At 40.8% G+C, this 17,880-nt stretch carries 18 protein-coding genes and 2 pseudogenes; 19 read left to right on the forward strand and 1 reads right to left on the reverse strand.

The features are described 5' to 3' along the window. From SCSH_RS07450 to SCSH_RS07500, 12 genes and pseudogenes are all read left to right on the forward strand, one after another. Nucleotides 1-618: M20/M25/M40 family metallo-hydrolase (locus tag SCSH_RS07450; RefSeq protein ID WP_152972540.1), on the forward strand; the 618-nt coding region annotated here is incomplete at its 5' end. 117 nt (nucleotides 619-735) lie between these two features. After that, nucleotides 736-1,548: an amino acid ABC transporter substrate-binding protein gene (locus tag SCSH_RS07455; RefSeq protein ID WP_057491259.1), complete on the forward strand. Its 813-nt coding sequence runs from the start codon at nucleotides 736-738 to the stop codon at nucleotides 1,546-1,548. 184 nt (nucleotides 1,549-1,732) lie between these two features. Then, nucleotides 1,733-2,575 carry a MetQ/NlpA family ABC transporter substrate-binding protein gene (locus SCSH_RS07460; RefSeq protein WP_057491260.1) on the forward strand — a complete coding sequence of 281 codons (843 nt, stop codon included), beginning with the start codon at nucleotides 1,733-1,735 and terminating at the stop codon, nucleotides 2,573-2,575. A gap of 250 nt (nucleotides 2,576-2,825) precedes the next feature. Further along, nucleotides 2,826-4,199, forward strand: a complete 1,374-nt coding sequence (locus SCSH_RS07465; protein WP_057491261.1) for a M20/M25/M40 family metallo-hydrolase — start codon at nucleotides 2,826-2,828, stop codon at nucleotides 4,197-4,199. After that, nucleotides 4,192-5,256, forward strand: a complete 1,065-nt coding sequence (locus tag SCSH_RS07470; protein WP_057491262.1) for a methionine ABC transporter ATP-binding protein — start codon at nucleotides 4,192-4,194, stop codon at nucleotides 5,254-5,256. Before SCSH_RS07465 ends, SCSH_RS07470 begins: the two co-directional genes overlap by 8 nt. A 3-nt stretch (nucleotides 5,257-5,259) precedes the next feature. Continuing rightward, nucleotides 5,260-5,949, forward strand: a complete 690-nt coding sequence (locus SCSH_RS07475; RefSeq protein ID WP_057491263.1) for a methionine ABC transporter permease — start codon at nucleotides 5,260-5,262, stop codon at nucleotides 5,947-5,949. A 55-nt stretch (nucleotides 5,950-6,004) separates the two neighbouring features. Then, nucleotides 6,005-6,781: a carbon-nitrogen family hydrolase gene (locus tag SCSH_RS07480; RefSeq protein WP_057491264.1), complete on the forward strand. Its 777-nt coding sequence runs from the start codon at nucleotides 6,005-6,007 to the stop codon at nucleotides 6,779-6,781. A 233-nt stretch (nucleotides 6,782-7,014) separates the two neighbouring features. Continuing rightward, a complete protein-coding gene (locus tag SCSH_RS07485; RefSeq protein ID WP_057491265.1) occupies nucleotides 7,015-7,860 on the forward strand; it encodes an SAM hydrolase/SAM-dependent halogenase family protein in 846 nt (281 codons plus the stop codon). Between the two features lie 9 nt (nucleotides 7,861-7,869). Continuing rightward, nucleotides 7,870-8,412, forward strand: coding sequence for an ECF-type riboflavin transporter substrate-binding protein (locus SCSH_RS07490; protein ID WP_057491266.1), 543 nt, complete (start codon nucleotides 7,870-7,872; stop codon nucleotides 8,410-8,412). 29 nt (nucleotides 8,413-8,441) lie between these two features. Next, a pseudogene (locus tag SCSH_RS11465) lies at nucleotides 8,442-9,287 on the forward strand (ATP-binding cassette domain-containing protein); the annotation flags it as partial. Nucleotides 9,288-9,320: 33 nt separating this feature from the next. Then, a pseudogene (locus SCSH_RS11470) lies at nucleotides 9,321-10,118 on the forward strand (energy-coupling factor ABC transporter ATP-binding protein); the annotation flags it as partial. Continuing rightward, nucleotides 10,111-10,944 carry an energy-coupling factor transporter transmembrane component T family protein gene (locus SCSH_RS07500; RefSeq protein ID WP_057491268.1) on the forward strand — a complete coding sequence of 278 codons (834 nt, stop codon included), beginning with the start codon at nucleotides 10,111-10,113 and terminating at the stop codon, nucleotides 10,942-10,944. The pseudogene SCSH_RS11470 and the gene SCSH_RS07500, both read left to right, overlap by 8 nt. Before the next feature lie 61 nt (nucleotides 10,945-11,005). Here SCSH_RS07500 and rsmG read toward each other — a convergent pair whose 3' ends face one another. Continuing rightward, nucleotides 11,006-11,719 carry a 16S rRNA (guanine(527)-N(7))-methyltransferase RsmG gene (rsmG, locus tag SCSH_RS07505; protein ID WP_057491269.1) on the reverse strand — a complete coding sequence of 238 codons (714 nt, stop codon included), beginning with the start codon at nucleotides 11,717-11,719 and terminating at the stop codon, nucleotides 11,006-11,008. A gap of 88 nt (nucleotides 11,720-11,807) precedes the next feature. Between rsmG and SCSH_RS07510 the strand changes: the two genes are divergently transcribed. From SCSH_RS07510 to dnaI, 7 genes are all read left to right on the forward strand, one after another. Beyond that, complete coding sequence (locus SCSH_RS07510; RefSeq protein ID WP_057491270.1) at nucleotides 11,808-12,368, forward strand: LemA family protein; 561 nt, start codon at nucleotides 11,808-11,810, stop codon at nucleotides 12,366-12,368. Between the two features lie 12 nt (nucleotides 12,369-12,380). Then, nucleotides 12,381-13,280: a zinc metalloprotease HtpX gene (gene htpX / locus SCSH_RS07515; protein ID WP_057491271.1), complete on the forward strand. Its 900-nt coding sequence runs from the start codon at nucleotides 12,381-12,383 to the stop codon at nucleotides 13,278-13,280. Between the two features lie 291 nt (nucleotides 13,281-13,571). Further along, nucleotides 13,572-14,108 (forward strand): DUF177 domain-containing protein, encoded by a 537-nt coding sequence (locus SCSH_RS07520; RefSeq protein WP_057491272.1) that lies wholly within the window; start codon nucleotides 13,572-13,574, stop codon nucleotides 14,106-14,108. A gap of 353 nt (nucleotides 14,109-14,461) precedes the next feature. Then, nucleotides 14,462-15,151, forward strand: coding sequence for a response regulator transcription factor (locus SCSH_RS07525; protein ID WP_057491273.1), 690 nt, complete (start codon nucleotides 14,462-14,464; stop codon nucleotides 15,149-15,151). Nucleotides 15,152-15,325: 174 nt separating this feature from the next. After that, entirely contained in the window at nucleotides 15,326-15,817 is a 492-nt protein-coding gene (gene nrdR / locus SCSH_RS07530) for a transcriptional regulator NrdR (RefSeq protein WP_057491274.1), read from the forward strand. Then, nucleotides 15,804-16,970, forward strand: coding sequence for a DnaD domain protein (locus SCSH_RS07535; RefSeq protein ID WP_057491275.1), 1,167 nt, complete (start codon nucleotides 15,804-15,806; stop codon nucleotides 16,968-16,970). Before nrdR ends, SCSH_RS07535 begins: the two co-directional genes overlap by 14 nt. Further along, nucleotides 16,971-17,873, forward strand: a complete 903-nt coding sequence (gene dnaI, locus SCSH_RS07540; RefSeq protein ID WP_057491276.1) for a primosomal protein DnaI — start codon at nucleotides 16,971-16,973, stop codon at nucleotides 17,871-17,873. The last annotated feature ends 7 nt before the right edge of the window (nucleotides 17,874-17,880 follow it).

A 17,880-nucleotide genomic window follows, 5' to 3' on the forward strand; every position in this document is an offset into this window, starting at 1 on the left:
GAGCAATTTGAAGTGAGAGTAAAGGGCAGCAGTGCTCATGCGGCCAGACCAGATTTGGGCATAGATACTGTTTTGACGATTACAACCATGGTGAACAGTCTGCAGTCTATCATTGCTAGGACAGTGTCGCCTTTTGATTCGGCAGTTTTGTCGGTTACCCACATTGATGCAGGCACAACCTGGAATGTACTGCCTGACAGCGGCTTTTTTGAAGGAACCATCCGTACCTTTAATCCTGAAATCAGACAGCAGGTGCTTGAACGCTTTAATACGATTGTGAAAAACACAGCAGATCAGTTCGGTGCGCAGGCCGAAATTAAATGGGGAAATTCACCTAGGGTTACCTACAATGATGAACAGTTAACACCTTTGATTTTTGAAAATTCCAAGAAATTTGCGGAAGTTCTGGAAGTGGAGCCTTCAACAGGCGGTGAGGATTTTGCGGCTTATCAGGAAAAGATCCCTGGTGTCTTTGCTTTTGTGGGTTCAAATGGCGATGAGCATGCGGCTGACTGGCACCATGATGATTTTATTGTGAAAGATGAAGCACTGCCGGTTGCTGTCAATTACTATGTTGAAAATGCTCTCTTTTTGCTGGATTATTATCAGAAAAGCTAAACTTCTTTGGTTTGACTTGTGATAGAAAATTCTTATCACCGTGATAGAAATTATCTAATAGGCAAGGTTCTTAATTAGTGATAAGATAGACGTAATCATTATTCTTGGAGGAAACTTATGAAACTGAAAACAATTTTTAAGGCGGGCGCTCTTGCTGCTGCCTCAGTTTTTTTGCTGGCAGCCTGCAGCTCTGGCTCTAAATCATCAAAAGAAAGCGTAACGCTTGCAACTGTTGGAACTACTAATCCCTTTTCTTATGAGAAAGATGGCAAACTGACGGGTTACGATATCGAAGTCGCAAAGGCTGTCTTCAAGGGAACAGACAAATACAAGGTCAAATACCAAAAGACCGAATGGACCAGTATTTTCTCGGGACTTGACAGTGACAAGTATCAAATTGGGGCTAACAACATCAGCTATACCAAAGAACGGGCCAACAAATACTTGTATTCTAACCCGACAGCGTCCAATCCTTTAGTGCTCGTTGTACCTAAGGACAGCGACATTAAGTCTTATGATGATATTGCTGGACACAGCACCCAAGTTGTTCAGGGAAATACAACGGTAGCTATGCTGCAAAAATTCAACAAAAAACAAGACAAGGCTAACCAAGTAGAACTGAATTTCACCAGTGAAGACATTGCCCATCAAATCCGCAATGTCAGCGATGGTAAATATGATTTCAAGATCTTTGAAAAAATTTCCGCTGAAACAATCATCAAAGATCAAGGGCTCGATAACCTGAAAGTCATTGAACTTCCATCAGAACAAAAACCTTATGTTTACTTTATCTTTGCTCAGGGACAGGAAGATTTGCAAAAATTTGTCAATAAGCGAATCAAAAAACTGTATAATGATGGAACACTGGAGAAAATTTCTCAAAAATATCTGGGCGGAAGCTACCTTCCAAACAAAAAAGATATAAAATAAGCTTACAAGGAGCGGACTGACCAGATGGGTACTTGGAAAAGTCCAGCTCTTTTTTAGCAGCCAGACCGAAATGAAAAACAGAGTTATAGTTTAAAACTATAGGAAAACTATCAAAATAACAATTTGATAGCTATAAGCAATTATGAGAAAATAAATTTACTTTAGTAGAAAAGGTGGATGATTAATGAAAATAAAGAAAATATTAGGTATATTAGGTTTGAGTTTGGCGGCGGTATTTTTCCTTGCAGCCTGCGGTCAAAAAAACGATAAGAATACTTTAACTGTCGGTGTGATGACTATGACCGATTCTGATAAGGCTCGCTGGGATAAAATTGAAGAGCTGCTTAAGAAGGATGATATCAAGCTCAAGTTTAAAGAGTTTACAGATTACTCTCAGCCAAATAAGGCTTTGAAAAACGGAGAAGTCGATATCAATGCTTTCCAGCATTATAATTTCCTCAACAACTGGAATAAAGAAAATAAGGGCGACTTGGTGACTGTTGCTGAAACTTACATCAGCCCGGTTAATCTTTTCTCAGGAACTGAAAAGGGCAAGGCTAAATACACTAGCGTCAAACAGCTGCCAGATAAAGGTCAAATTGCTGTTCCTAACGATGCTACCAATGAAAGCCGCGCCTTGTACGTTCTTCAGGATGCTGGTCTTATTAAATTAGATGTATCAGGCGATACGCTGGCTACTATTAAGAATATCAAATCCAATCCGAAAGATCTTGATATCAAGGAAGTAGATGCCAGTCAGACAGCTCGTAATCTGACATCTGTAGATGCTGCGGTTGTCAATAACAGCTATGCTGTTCCAGCTAAAATTGATTTTAAAACATCTCTTTATAAAGAAAAGGTCAATGCTGGTTCTAAGCAGTGGATTAACATCATTGCAGCGCAAAAAAACTGGAAAAAATCAGATAAGGCAGCTGCTATTAAGAAATTAGTCAAGGTCTACCATACTGATGCTGTTAAGAAAGTTATCGAAAAAACGTCCAAAAATGTTGACCAGCCTGTTTGGTAACAGACAGCAGCTGAAAATGAGCAGACGATAGGGCTCAAAACTGCCTGCAAAAAGGATTTTAGAGTTTTTAGCCTGATGTAAAAGGCTGATAGCTCCAGCAGGTTTTAGAGTGATTGTTTGGCTGCATGATAATTTCTAAAGAATTGACACAGCTGCAGGCAGCCGCTGCTTAACATATTTATAGAGTAGGATGACTAAAAATGAGAGGCTGAGACTGGGTTTCAGCCTCTTATCATATAAGAGGAGAATAATGGTAGTTTCAAGCGAAAAAGAACAAATTGCTAAGTTTTGGCAGGATGAAGTGGCTCAGCATTATTTTGAAGTTTTGCGAACCTTGATTTCTAAAAAGTCTATTTTTGCTCAGCAGGTAGGGCTTCAGGATGTCGCTGCCTATCTGGGAGAAATTTTTGCCAATGTTGGCGCGGAGGTGACTATTGATGAGACCTATACGGCTCCTTTTGTCATTGCTAAATTTAAGAGTTCCAATCCTCAGGCCAAGACAATTATTTTTTACAATCATTATGACACAGTCCCAGCAGATGACGACCAGATTTGGACAGACGATCCTTTTAAACTGACTGTCAGAAAAGGTTATATGTACGGCCGCGGCGTCGATGATGATAAGGGACACATTACAGCTCGCCTGACAGCCGTTCGAAAGTATATACGCGAGGTTGGTGATCTTCCTGTTAACATTACCTTTATTATGGAAGGAGCAGAGGAGTCTGCTTCAACAGAACTTGATAAGTATTTGGCTAAGTATGCAGACAGCTTACTGCCGGCAGATGTTTTAATCTGGGAACAGGGGGTTAAAAACAGTCTGGGACAGTTAGAGCTGACAGGTGGAAATAAAGGAATTATTACCTTTAATCTGTCAGTTTCCAGTGCTGAGGTTGATATTCATTCTAAATACGGTGCCGTTGTTGAATCAGCAACCTGGTATCTTTTGAATGCTATCTCCAGTATGAGGGCTGATGATGGCCGGATTTTGATTGATGGCATTTATGATCATGTCTTAGAGCCCAATGAGCGCGAACTGGATTTGGTAGAGCGCTTTGCCCTTGAAAACAGCGAAGGGCTGCGCAGAGTTTACGGTTTAAAACTTCCGACTTTGAAAAAAGAACGCAAGGATTTTCTTAAAACCTACTTTTTTGAACCGGCTCTGTCTATAGAAGGGCTTTCCTCAGGCTATCAGGGGCAGGGTGTCAAGACCATTCTTCCGGCTTCTGCCAGTGCCAAGATGGAAATGCGCCTGGTGCCGGGGCTCAGTCCCAAATATGTTTTTGAAAAGATTAACAGTCACTTAAGAAAACTCGGATTTGAGCATGTTAAGGTGACTTATACTTTGGGAGAAGAGTCCTACCGCAGTGATATGAGCGCTCCAGCCATTTTGAATATTGTTGAATTGAGCAAGCAGTTCTATGAAGCGGGAGTTTCTGTCTTGCCAACAGCAGCAGGTACAGGTCCCATGCATACGGTCTATGAAGCTTTGGGGGTTCCTATGCTGGCTTTTGGCATCGGCAATCCCAACAGCCGGGATCACGGCGGCGATGAAAATGTAAATTTGGCCGACTATTATACCCATATTGAATTAATAAAGGAGTTAATCAGAAGTTATGAGTAAGGCGATTATACAACTCGATCATATTGATATCACCTTTCATCAAAAGAAACGCCGAATAGAGGCGGTTAAGGATGTCAGTGTCCACATCAATCAAGGCGATATTTATGGCATTGTCGGCTATTCCGGTGCAGGCAAGTCCACCCTTGTGCGTGTTATCAATCTTTTGCAGACACCAACAGCCGGAAAAGTCACAGTTGATGATGATGTTACCTTTGATAAAGGAAAAATTCAGCTGTCCAGTCAGGAACTGCGGCAGAAACGGCATGAAATTGGCATGATTTTTCAGCATTTCAATCTCATGGCTCAAAAGACTGCTAGGCAGAATGTTGCCTTTGCCTTGCGGCACTCGAATTTAAGCCCTGCAGAAAAAGAGCAGAAGGTGACAGAGCTGCTGAAACTAGTAGGCTTATCTGACCGTGCGGATAATTACCCTGCTCAGCTTTCAGGCGGTCAAAAGCAGCGCGTGGCTATTGCACGGGCTCTTGCCAATGATCCTAAAATTTTAATTTCAGATGAAGCGACTTCTGCCTTAGATCCCAAAACGACCAAGCAGATTTTGGCGCTCTTGCAGGATTTGAATAAAAAATTAGGTCTGACCATCGTCATGATTACCCATGAAATGCAGATTGTCAAAGATATCTGTAACCGTGTGGCAGTTATGCAGGCTGGCTCTTTGATCGAAGAAGGTTCGGTCTTGGATATTTTTTCCAATCCTAAGGAAGAATTGACTAAGGACTTTATTGAAACAGCGACTGGTATTGAAGAAGCTCTGATTAAAATCAAGCAGCAGGATATTGTTCAAAACCTGCCGGCTGATGCGGTCTTACTGCAGTTGAAATACGCTGGTACAGCTACAGATGAGCCGATTTTAAATAATCTTTATAAGCATTATCAGGTAACTGCCAACATTCTTTACGGCAATATAGAGATTTTGGAAGCAACGCCTGTTGGTGAAATGATTGTTATTTTAGAAGGTGATGCTGCTAATATTCAGCAGGCACTTGATAATTTAAAATCCTTAGATTTAACAGTGACTATTCTAAAGAGAGGAGCTTAAGGAATGCAGTTAATTCAAACTTATTTACCAAATGTGTATGAGCTTGGTCTGACAGGGGATGCCGGCTGGCTGACAGCACTTTTAAATACGCTGTACATGACTATTGTTCCCTTTATCATCGGCGGCGGAGTCGGATTGATTTTTGGTCTTTTGCTCGTGTTGATGGGACCTGATGGCGTCATTGAAAACAAACCTGTCTGTTGGATTATTGATAAGGTGACATCTGTCTTTCGTGCCATTCCTTTTGTTATTTTGATTGCGGTACTGGCACCTTTGACCCTGCTTTTGATACAGACAAATCTGGGAGCAACAGCAGCCTTGGTTCCTCTGTCCTTTGCGACCTTCCCATTCTTTGCCCGTCAGGTTCAAGTTGTCTTTTCTGAGTTAGATCGTGGTGTTATCGAAGCGGCTCAGGCTTCTGGCGCTACCTTTTGGGATATTGTCAAGGTTTACCTTAGTGAAGGTTTTCCAGACCTGATTCGCGTGTCGACAGTAACTCTGATTTCTTTGGTTGGCGAAACGGCCATGGCCGGCGCAATCGGAGCTGGCGGACTTGGCAATGTTGCCATTTCTTACGGCTATAATCGGTTTAACAATGATGTGACCTGGGTGGCAACTTTAATAATTCTCTTGCTTATTTTTATCATTCAGTTTATTGGTGATACCCTGACCAGAAAGGTTAGCCACCGCTGATAAATATAACAGCTGTTTAAGCTAATGGATATTTTGAATTTGGGAGGTGATTTTTGTGAAGGTAAGTCTGGTACAGTTTGATGTCAAAGACGGCCAGCCTCAAACAAATAAAAATAAGGTTTTAGAGCTCATGCAGCAAGCTCTGTCAGACCAGCCTGATGTTATTGTCCTGCCGGAACTGTGGAATACAGGCTATGCTTTGGAACAATTAGAAGAGATTGCTGACGAAAACGGAGAGGACAGTATCTCTTGGCTCAGCCAGTTTGCCAGTGAACATCAGGTAACCCTGGTTGCAGGTTCTGTCGCTACTAAACGGCTGGGAAAGTTTTATAACACTGGCTACACCTTTGCTGCAGACGGTAAGCTGATTAATGCCTATGATAAGGTGCACTTGTTTGGGCTCATGGCTGAAGATGATTTTTTAACAGCTGGACAAAAGGAAAGCCATTTCCGCATTGGAACTGTTGCTGCTAGTCATATCATCTGTTACGATATTCGTTTTCCCGAATGGACTCGTAAATTGATGAGCCAAGGGGCAGAGTTGCTCTTTGTATCAGCCCAGTGGCCTACTAGCCGTATTGAGCAATGGAAGATCCTTTTACAGGCGCGGGCTGTTGAAAATCAGGCCTTCGTCATTGCAGTTAACCGTGTGGGGCAAGGACTGAAGGATCAGTTTAACGGTCATTCACTTGTGCTTGACCCTCTAGGCCATCGTTTGTTAGAAACCAATGACAGTGAAGGAGTTTTCAGCGCTGAAATTGATGTGCACCAGGTCGCAGTGGTTCGTGGACAGATTCCTGTTTTTACCGATCGGCGCACAGAGCTTTACTAAAGCAGCTTTTGTATTTTTGCTGCAGCTACAGAATCTTTTGGTGCACGCAAAATTTATTTTACAGAACATTGTTGTGATTTTAAAAGGAGCCAACTGCAAGAGAGCAGCACAAAAGAGACAAGACTTTTGTCCCAGCCTCAATCTTGTTGCGCTCCTAATTTTTTATCCTCTACCAATGCCTGCTGTCTTATGTTAAAATAAGAAGAGATAAGAAAGGAAGCGAATCAATTTAAATGAGCAATAATTTATTAGTTTTGCAGTCAGATTTTGGTCTGGTTGACGGTGCGGTGTCAGCCATGATTGGTGTGGCACTGCAGGAGGAGCCGACACTTGGTATTCACAATCTGACCCATGAAATCACTCCCTACAATATCTTTGAAGGATCCTACCGGCTCTTTCAAACAGTGGAATATTGGCCGGAAGGCACGACTTTTGTATCGGTTGTGGATCCAGGCGTAGGTTCTGACAGAAAAAGTGTTGTGGCGCTGACGGAGAAAAATCAGTATATTGTAACGCCTGATAACGGCACCTTATCTTACATCAAAAAGCATATCGGTATTAAGGCGGTCAGGGAAATTTCTGAAATTGAAAACCGCCGGCGCAATACCGAGCTTTCTTATACTTTTCATGGCCGTGATGTTTATGCTTTTACAGGGGCGAAACTAGCCAGCGGTCATATTGCTTTTGAAGATGTGGGTCCTGAGCTGCCTGTTGATGCTATTGTGGAGCTGCCGACAGTAACAACAGTCATTGGAGATGACTTCGTTCGCGGTGCTGTTGACATCTTAGATGTTCGTTTTGGCTCTTTGTGGACTTCAATTACTCGCGAGGAATTTTACACGCTTCGTCCTGAGTTCAATGATCGCTTTGAAGTGACTATTTACAACAATGATATGCTGGTTTATCAGAATCAGGTTACTTATGGCAAATCATTTGCTGCTGTCCGAGTCGGTCAGCCTATTATCTATATCAATTCCCTCTACCGTGTGGGAGTTGCTATCAATCAAGGTTCCTTTGCCAAAGCCTATAATGTCGGAGTTGGTCCGCAATGGCGTATTGAAATTAAGAAAATCAATTAAGGAGAAAAAATGAAAAATAATTCAATTAAAGCAGTTGTCGCAACAGGTATCGGTGCAGCGCTTTTTGTCATTATTGGTATTTTCATCAATATTCCGATTTTTGCAAACACCAGTATTCAATTGCAATATGCCGTTCAGGCCATGCTGGCGGTTATTTTTGGACCGGTTGTAGGCTTCTTCAGCGGCTTTATTGGCCATGTCATTAAAGATATGCTCTCTGGTGGTATTTGGTGGTCCTGGGAGATTGCCACTGGGCTTCTGGGGTTAATTATCGGCCTTTTCGCTGGCAGAATTGCCATTGAAAAAACTGCCTTTAACTCTAAAAAAATGATTTTGTTTAATGCAGTTCAAATTATTGCTAATGTTATCGTTTGGGGAATTCTTGCCCCGCTTGGCGATATTGTGATTTACAATGAGCCTGCTCAAAAAGTATTTACACAGGGTCTGCTTGCCGGCATAGTGAATGCTCTGACAATCGGTATTGGCGGAACTGTTCTGCTAGCAGTCTATGCTAAAACGCGGACACAGTCAGGAAGTCTGTCTAAGGATTAGCCTTCTAGAAAATTAGAGATGAGATTCTTATGGAAGCATTTATTGAATTTAAGGATTTTACCTTTAAATACGATGCACAGACCGAACCTACTTTAAGAGATATTAATTTGTCTGTTCAGAAAGGGGAAAAGGTTTTGATTGTTGGGCCTTCTGGCTGCGGCAAATCGACCTTGGGCCATTGTTTGAATGGCATTATTCCCAATATTTATAAAGGGCAGATGAGTGGGAGCCTAACGATTGGTGGCAAGCCAGCCTTTGATTTGTCTGTGTACGAAAAGTCCCATCTTGTTTCAACAGTCTTGCAGGATCCGGACGGTCAATTTATTGGCCTGACAGTTGCTGAAGACCTTGCTTTTGCCTTGGAAAATGATTGTACCGACCGTAAGACTATGATGGAAAAAGTTCATACTTGGGCTGAGAGACTGGATTTATTAGACTTTCTTGATCATCGGCCGCAGGATCTTTCAGGCGGACAAAAGCAACGGGTCAGTTTGGCTGGTGTCTTAATTGATGAAAGTCCGATTTTACTTTTTGATGAACCCCTTGCCAACTTAGATCCCAAGTCAGGTCAGTCAACAATTGATCTCATTGACAGGATTCACAAGGGAACTGAGGCAACAACTATTATCATTGAGCATCGCTTGGAAGACGTACTTTACCGGCATGTAGATAAAATTATCTTAATCAATGATGGTCGGATTATTTTTAATGGCAAACCAGATTTGTTACTGCAGACCGAATTGCTGCTTGAAAATGGGATTCGTGAACCCTTGTATATATCGGTTTTACGTGATTTAGGTATGGATGTTTCAAAGGCGCAGCATCTTTCAGAACTTGATAAGATAAACTTGGATCAGGTGCATTTTAATCAGATAAGCTCGGATGCTCATCCTTTAACCAAAGAAAAGCTTTTGGAAATCAAACATTTAAATTTTGCTTACATTCCCCAAAAGCCTATTCTAAAAGATATTTCCTTGACTATTCATCAGGGAGAGCGAATTGCAGTTGTAGGGAAAAATGGGGCAGGAAAGTCTACGCTTGCCAAGGCACTCTGCCAGTTTATTGAGACTGATGGAGAGCTTCTCTATAATGGTCAATCAATCGTTGATGACTCGATCAAAGAGCGGGCAGAAAGAATCGGCTATGTTCTGCAGAATCCTAATCAGATGATTAGTCAGACCATGATTTTTGATGAGGTGGCTTTAGGGCTGCGGCTTCGCGGTATGGCTGAAGCTGAGATTGAAAAACGAGTTTACCAAACCTTAAAGGTTTGCGGCCTGTATGAATTTCGTAAATGGCCCGTTTCAGCCTTATCATTTGGTCAGAAAAAGCGCGTGACTATCGCATCTATCCTAGTTCTCAATCCGAGAATTATTTTGCTGGATGAACCAACAGCTGGTCAGGATAAACGGAATTATACAGAAATCATGCAGTTTTTAGATGAACTTAATGCTGCTGGGCATACCATCATCATGATTACCCATGATATGCAGCTGATGATGGAGTATTCAGACAGAAGTATTGTGGTCTATGACGGTCAGATTATTGCAGATAGCAGTCCTATTGAGCTGTTCAGTCAAGAAGAAATATTAGCCAAAGCTAATCTCAAAAAGACCAGTCTCTTTGATTTGGCTGAACGATTGGGTGCAGACCCTGCTGCTTTAACGAATTATTACATTGACCAGCGAGGAGGTTGCCATGGCTAATCGTTTAATTGGTTATCAAGAAGGAAAAGGCTTTCTTTACCGTCTTTCAGGAGCCAGCAAACTGCTCTTCTTTGTTCTTGTTTCTATCGCCTGTATGACAACCTATGATACGCGGCTGCTTATATTTATTGGTATCTTATCTCTTTATTTGTTTAAGAAGGCTGACATCCATTGGCATCAGATTTCCTTTGTGATTAAGTTTATTACTGTTTTTGCTATTATCAATGTTATTGTTGTTTACCTCTTTGCTCCCGACTATGGGGAAGCAATTTATGGTGCAAAGACTGTCTTATGGACAGGCTGGGGCCGGTTTTATGTAAGCGGTCAGGAGCTGTTTTATCTCCTGAACTTATCGCTTAAGTATTTTTGCAGTGTCCCTTTGGCTGTGCTCTTTCTGATGACAACTCATCCCAGTCAGTTTGCCTCCAGCCTCAATCAAATTGGGGTTCCCTATAAAATAGCTTACGCTGTAAGCTTAACCCTGCGTTATATTCCTGACGTTCAGGAAGAATTTTATATGATTCGCATGTCCCAGGAAGCACGCGGTCTAGAATTATCCAAAAAAGCAAAATTGTTGGAACGTATCAAGGGTAATTTGCAAATTGTCATTCCTTTAATTTTTAGTTCACTGGACAGGATTGATACAGTATCAACGGCTATGGAGCTCCGTCGTTTCGGTAAAAATAAAAAAAGGACCTGGTATACTTATCAGTCCTTTAGAAAAAATGATTTTCTTACGATTTTTCTGGCCTGCCTGCTTCTAGCTGTTAGCCTTTGGCTGTTTACAGTCAATAAAGGACGTTTTTACAATCCTTGGACCAAATAGAATCATGGGTGTTAAAGACAAAAAGACGATGTGAAATTTGTTTGCATCGTCTTTTTAAACATTACAAAGGTTTTTTGTTGGGAATTCCGGCCCTACGTGGGTATTTGTTGGGCGTTTCTTTTTTCTTGGTCACTAAGGTAAGGTTACGTTCATCTCCGTTAGGAAGCTGGTAATGATAATTTCCTGAAACCTGACTGAACAGTGTTTTCAGCGCATTCTGAGCAGCCGCAATTTCCTCATCAGCAGCACTGGCTTTCAGCGCCAGAAGCTGTCCACCTACCTTTAAAAAGGGAATAGTTAGTTCGGACAGCACTTGCAGACGGGCAACAGCCCGGGCAGTAACAAGATCGAACTGAGCGCGGAAATTTTTGTCCTGACCAAAATCTTCAGCCCTGCCATGATAAAAATGAACATCAGTCAGCTCCAGCTCATCAGCCAGCACCTGCAGGAACTTAATGCGCTTATTCAGTGAGTCAATAATTGTCACCTCTAGCTGAGGATAGATGATTTTCATGGGTAGACTTGGAAAACCAGCTCCAGCTCCTATATCTAAAAGCTTCAGCGGTTTATTTTTGATGAAGCCCTCTAAGATAGGTGCAACAGAATCATAAAAATGCTTAAGATAGACATCTTTCTCCTCAGTGATGGCTGTCAAGTTAATCTTTTCATTCCATTCGACCAAAAGTTTAAAATAAGAAGCAAACTGCCTTTTTTGCCGATCAGACAGATTGATTTGGTGCTTGGCTAATGCTTGGTAAAATTCTTCAGGGGTCATGTTTTTCTCCTTTTTGTCATCACTTATTCTAACACAATTCTTCTTTTTCTGATATAATGGAAACAAGAATTTTGAAGGAGAATAATACATGTTAATTTGGATTGTTTTAATTGTTGTCATCCTGCTTGTTATTTGGGTGATTGTAGGCTATAACGGCCTTGTAAGAAGCCGTATGCAGACACAGGAGGCTTGGAGTCAGATTGATGTGCAGTTAAAACGCAGAAATGATCTTATTCCTAATTTGCTGGAAACAGTCAAAGCCTATGCCAATTATGAACAAAGCACTCTGGAAAAAGTGACAGAGCTGCGCAGCAAAATTTCTAATGCCAGTACGCCCAATGAAGCTATGCAGGCCAGTGATGCACTTGGAAAGCAAATGGCTAGTATTTTGGCTGTTGCCGAAAATTATCCTGATCTGAAAGCCAATCAGAACTTCATGAAACTGCAAGATGAACTGACCAATACAGAAAACAAAATTTCTTATTCACGTCAGCTCTTTAATTCAACAACCGCTAACTATAATGTTAAACTGGAAACCTTCCCAAGCAATGTCATTGCAGGGCTGTTTCACTTTAAAGCCAGCGAATTTTTGGAAACACCTGAAGAAGAAAAATCAGTGCCAAAAGTTGACTTTAGCGACATGGCCTAGGAGAGTAGTGCTATGTTGTTTGATCAAATAGCCAGCAATAAAAGAAGGACAATTATTTTGTTGTTTGTCTTCTTTCTGCTTTTAGCTGCCATCGGTGCTGCGGTCGGTTACCTTTGGCTGGATAGTTTAATAGGCGGTCTTATCATTGCTTTAATCATTGGCTTTATCTATGCTTTCAGTATGATTTTTCAATCAACCAATGTTGTAATGGCCATGAATAATGCTAGAGAAGTGACAGCAGAGGAAATGCCGGATTACTATCATATTGTAGAAGACATGGCTATGGTAGCGCAGATTCCCATGCCGCGTGTCTATGTGGTTGATGATCCTTCGCTCAATGCCTTTGCGACCGGTTCCAGCCCTAAGAACGCTGCGGTTGCAGCAACAACAGGACTTTTAGCTCTTATGAACCGTGAAGAGTTAGAGGGCGTTATCGGGCATGAAGTCAGCCATATCCGCAATTATGATATCCGAATTTCAACGATTGCCGTGGCTCTTGCCAGTGCTGTGACTCTTATTTCCAGTATCGGAGGGCGCATGATGTGGTTTGGCGGTGGTAGGAATCGCCGGTCAAATGACAGTGAAGGCGGCGGTTATGTGCAGATTATCCTGCTGATTTTTTCCATTTTAGCTATTGTTTTAGCGCCTTTAGCAGCTAGTTTAGTCCAGCTGGCTATCTCTCGCCAGCGTGAATATTTGGCGGATGCCAGTTCGGTTGAATTGACCCGCAATCCGCAAGGGATGATTAAGGCTCTGCGCAAATTGGAGCAGTCTCAGCCCATGGCTCATCCTGTTGATGATGCCAGTGCTGCACTTTACATCAATGATCCTCAGAAAAAGTCCAGTCTTCAGCACTTATTTTATACCCATCCGCCTCTTGCTGACCGCATCAAGCGCTTGGAGCAAATGTAATCATACTGGAAAAGTGTGTATTATATTAGATAATTGCCAGCCAAAACTAGATTAAAAATAATTCTGTACAATAAAAGATTAAATCAAAGGAGCAAGAACAGTCGTTGTCTTTGGGAATGCGATTAGTTTTTGCTCCTTTTATACTCAATAACAATCAAAAACAGACTAGGCGATGAACAGCAGCTAACTGAAAAGAAAGATCAAGAACAGGGACAAGGACAAGTCAAAAGATTATTGATATAATAGTAAAGACTTGATGTTAATCTGCAAAATTATAGGAGGAAGTAGGGAATGTTTAATATTAATGATATCAAAAAGCAGCCAGAAGGTGTGGTGTTTGAGAAAAAACTGTCAATTGAAGAAACCGTAAAAGCAAGAAATCCTGAAGTCTTAGCCCTTGAAGATGTTATAGCTAAAGGGAAAGTCAGCTATGATGGCGGTCTCTACCTTTTAAATTATGACTTGACTTATACAATTAGTCTGCCTTCCAGTCGGTCTTTGGAGACTGTTAAAGAAAAAAAGTCACTTTTTATTAATGAAGTTTTTATAGAAGCTAGTCAGATGGAGGCTAAGAAAGATTTAGTTGATGAAGATTTAGTTTTGATTTTGGAAGATGCTGTCATTGATTTAGAAGAAAGTGTTATTGATAATATTTTACTTAATATTCCTCTTCAAATTCTTACTGAAGAAGAAAAACAAGATCAACAGCTGCCCTCAGGACAGGACTGGAATCTGCTCAGTGAAGAACAGTACAAAAAACTGCAAAAAGAAAAGCAGGAAAAAAACAGCCCCTTTGCCGCTTTAGACGGATTATTTGATGAAGAATAACTTTTTTGATAGTTAGTTTTTAGAATAGCTTCAAAGTTTCAAATTGTTTAATAAATCAAATTTTTTTCTTAGAAAAGGAGCAGAAAAAAACAATCATAGCCATTGAAAAAAGAAAATAGAAATAGTATAATGAAAAAACTAGCAGATTATTTTAAAAAATAAAATTTTGAAAAAGGGCTTGGTGAAGCTTGAATTTCCTTGATAATAAAGAAGTTTAACGTCATCATAATAAAAAAACAATGACCTTATAAGACTGTAATAAGTTTGTTACTTGGTTTTTATATTTCGATTAAAGAAATTTTATTTTATTAGAATAGTATTATAAAATTTAAGGGTGATTAATAGAGGGGTATATGGCTAAGAGTATTTTAATTATTGAAGACGAAAAAAATCTTGCAAAATTTGTTTCTTTAGAACTGCAGCATGAAGGATACGAGGTTGATGTAGAATACGATGGACGTTCTGGATTGAACAGAGCACTTGAAAAAGATTTCGATTTGATTCTTCTTGATTTAATGCTGCCAGAAATGGATGGTTATGAAGTAACACGTCGGTTGCAATTGGAGAAAACAACTTATATCATTATGATTACTGCTCGTGATTCTGTTATGGATATCGTAACCGGGCTGGATCGCGGTGCAGATGGCTATGTAGTGAAACCGTTTGCTATCGAAGAACTGCTGGCTCGCGTTCGTGCTATTTTCCGCCGTCAGGATATTGAAAAGGCTAAAAATTCTTCAAAAAATGACAATACCTACCATGATTTACAGCTGGATGTCCACAATCGCGCTGCGATTAGAAATGGTGAGACCATACCTTTGACCAAGCGTGAGTTTGACTTGCTCAGCGCTCTTATGGAAAATATCAATCAAGTCATGACTAGAGAAGAACTTTTGGATCGGGTCTGGAAATATGATCAAGAAGCTGAAACGAATGTTGTTGATGTTTATATTCGCTATCTTCGTGGCAAAATTGATGTTTCCGGAAAAGAAAGCTACATCCAAACTGTTCGTGGTATGGGATACGTTATTCGTGAAAAATAAGAATTTAAGGGTTGAACAGGGAAGTTTCTGCCCTTATTTTTGTGTCTGTAAAACAAAAAATCAGCATAATAATAACAGGCTGCTAAGAATTTAGCCTTTTGCTGTTTGCTTTTGTTCCAGACTAAAATATGGTAAAATAAAGTACTGACTTGAATCAAGAAACGAGGTGTTTTCATGCGTTGTCCTAGATGCAATTATTTAAAATCCAGCGTTGTTGACAGCCGTCAGGCTGAGGAAGGCAACACGATCAGACGCCGCCGAGAATGTGAAAATTGCCATACACGTTTTACTACCTTTGAAAGAATTGAAGAATTGCCGCTTTTAGTTGTCAAAAAGGATGGAACCAGAGAGCAATTTTCCCGCGATAAAATTTTTAATGGCATTATCCGCAGTGCTCAAAAACGTCCTGTGTCCAGCAGTGCTATTGAAAAAGTTGTCAATGACATTGAGCAAAAGATCCGCAGTGACTATGACAGTGAAGTTTCCAGCGTTGTCATTGGGAACTTAGTTATGGATGAATTGGCAGAACTGGATGAGATTACTTACGTTCGCTTTGCCAGCGTCTACCGCAGTTTTAAGGATGTTGATGAGATTGAAGCGCTCCTGCAGCAGATTACCAACCGCGTCAGAAGTAAGAAAAAGAGTAGCTTAGATGAAACCGATTGATGAATTTCTCTATGTTAGGCAGAACTATCTCCTGCCGGATACTGTCAGCTTAATGCGCTTTTATTTGCCTATTATCGGCAGTGACGCTGCGGCTCTCTATCAGTATTTTATCAGTTTTTTTGATAATGGCGAAAAAAGGCATAAATTTAGCGAGATTCTTAATCATACGCAGTTTGGCATGGCTCGTTTTGAGGAGTCCCTGTCTATTTTGACAGCTATGGATCTGTTGGTTTTTTATGAGAAAGATGGCCTCTACTATGTCAAATTGCTGGCGCCTTTAACTGCTGAGGCCTTTTGTAAAAATGCTGTTTACCGCAATCTTTTAGAGCAAAAGATAGGACAGGTTGCCTTAGAATATCTGGAACTGGATGTTCCCAAGGATGCTAGGGATCTGTCCAAACAGTTTTCAGATGTTTTTGGGCCTGCAGAGCAGTCTCAGCCGCAGGAAGCAGTTAAAAGCAAAACAGACTTTGATTTAGACAGTTTTAAACATCTGATGGCTAGAGATGGCCTACAGTTTAGCAATGAGCAAACAGATGCTGTGGCCTTATATGTTATTTCTGAAAAGTACAAGCTGACCTGGTATGAAACCTATCTTTTGGCCAAAGAAACAGCCAGTCAGCATAAGATTTCAACCAAGCGCATGCAGCTGAAAAAAGAGCAGGCCAAGCATGGTGATACGGTCAGTCAATTTTCTAAGGAAGAGCAAATTATTATTCATGAAGCCAAGTCTGACAGGCCTGAGGTTTTTCTGGCTAAGATAAAAAAGACGCGGCATGCAGCGATTACAGCAGATGAACGAAAACTGCTGGCTGATTTAGCAGAAATGAGTTTTTTGGACGAAGTGATTAATGTTATGGTTTTATATACCGTCTCCAAGACCAATTCGGCCAATCTCAATAAGCGCTATCTGATGAAAATTGCCAATGATTTTGCCTATCAGAAGGTTGTTTCTGCAGAGCAGGCAGTTGAAAAAATGCGTGCTTTTTCTGAACGCAAGACGAGCCTAAATCAAGGGAAAACGAAGTCAAAGAGCAATGTTCCCGACTGGAGCAATCAGGACTATAAAAATGAGACAACAGCAGATGAGCAGGCGCGTTTAGATGAAATTAAACGTCAGACGCTTGCTAGATTGAGAAAGGATGGTGAGTAGATGGAAAAAATTGGGCAAACCCTAGCTAAAAAGAATCATCAAAAGCACTATGATACTGAAAAAATGATGCAGGCTATTTTAGCAGATCAAGACATTGCTGATTTTATCGTTGCTCATCATTTGACTCAGGAACAGATTAAGATTAGTCTGCCTAAATTTAATCAGTATTTGATAGAACGCGACCGCTTTAAAAATCGCGATGTATCTTATGTGGCCAAGGGTTACCAGCCAATTTTGGATATGAATGAAGGCTATGCAGATGTTTCTTATTTGGAAACCAAAGAACTTAAAGATGCTCAGAAAAAACAGGCGGTTTCAGAACGAATCAATGTTGTCAGCCTGCCTAGATCTTATAAGAACATCTCTTTTGATGATATCAGTCTTGATGATGTCAAGCGCTTGGATGTTTTTAAGATGGTTGCTGATTTTGTTGAAAATTATCCCAACCCCGAGCAAAAAGGCCTTTACCTCTATGGAGATATGGGGATCGGCAAATCTTACCTAATGGCAGCTATGGCTCATGAATTGTCAGAACAAAGAGGTGCAGCAACTACCTTACTGCATTTTCCAAGTTTTACCATTGATGTGAAGAATGCTATTAACACAGGTACTGTTAAAGATGAGATTGATGCTGTTAAAAAGGCTGAAGTTCTGATTTTGGATGACATTGGTGCTGAGCAGAGCACTTCCTGGATTCGGGATGAAGTGTTGCAGGTCATTTTACAGTACCGTATGTTAGAAGAACTGCCTACCTTTTTTACCTCTAATTACAGTTTTAAAGATTTAGAAGCTAAATTAGCCAATATCCGTGGAAGTGATGAAACCTGGCAGGCCAAGCGTGTCATGGAACGGATTCGCTATTTAGCTAAAGAAGTTCACCTAGAGGGTGAAAACAGAAGATAAGGAGTAG

This window comes from Streptococcus orisasini (assembly GCF_001431045.1).
Taxonomy (GTDB): domain Bacteria; phylum Bacillota; class Bacilli; order Lactobacillales; family Streptococcaceae; genus Streptococcus; species Streptococcus orisasini.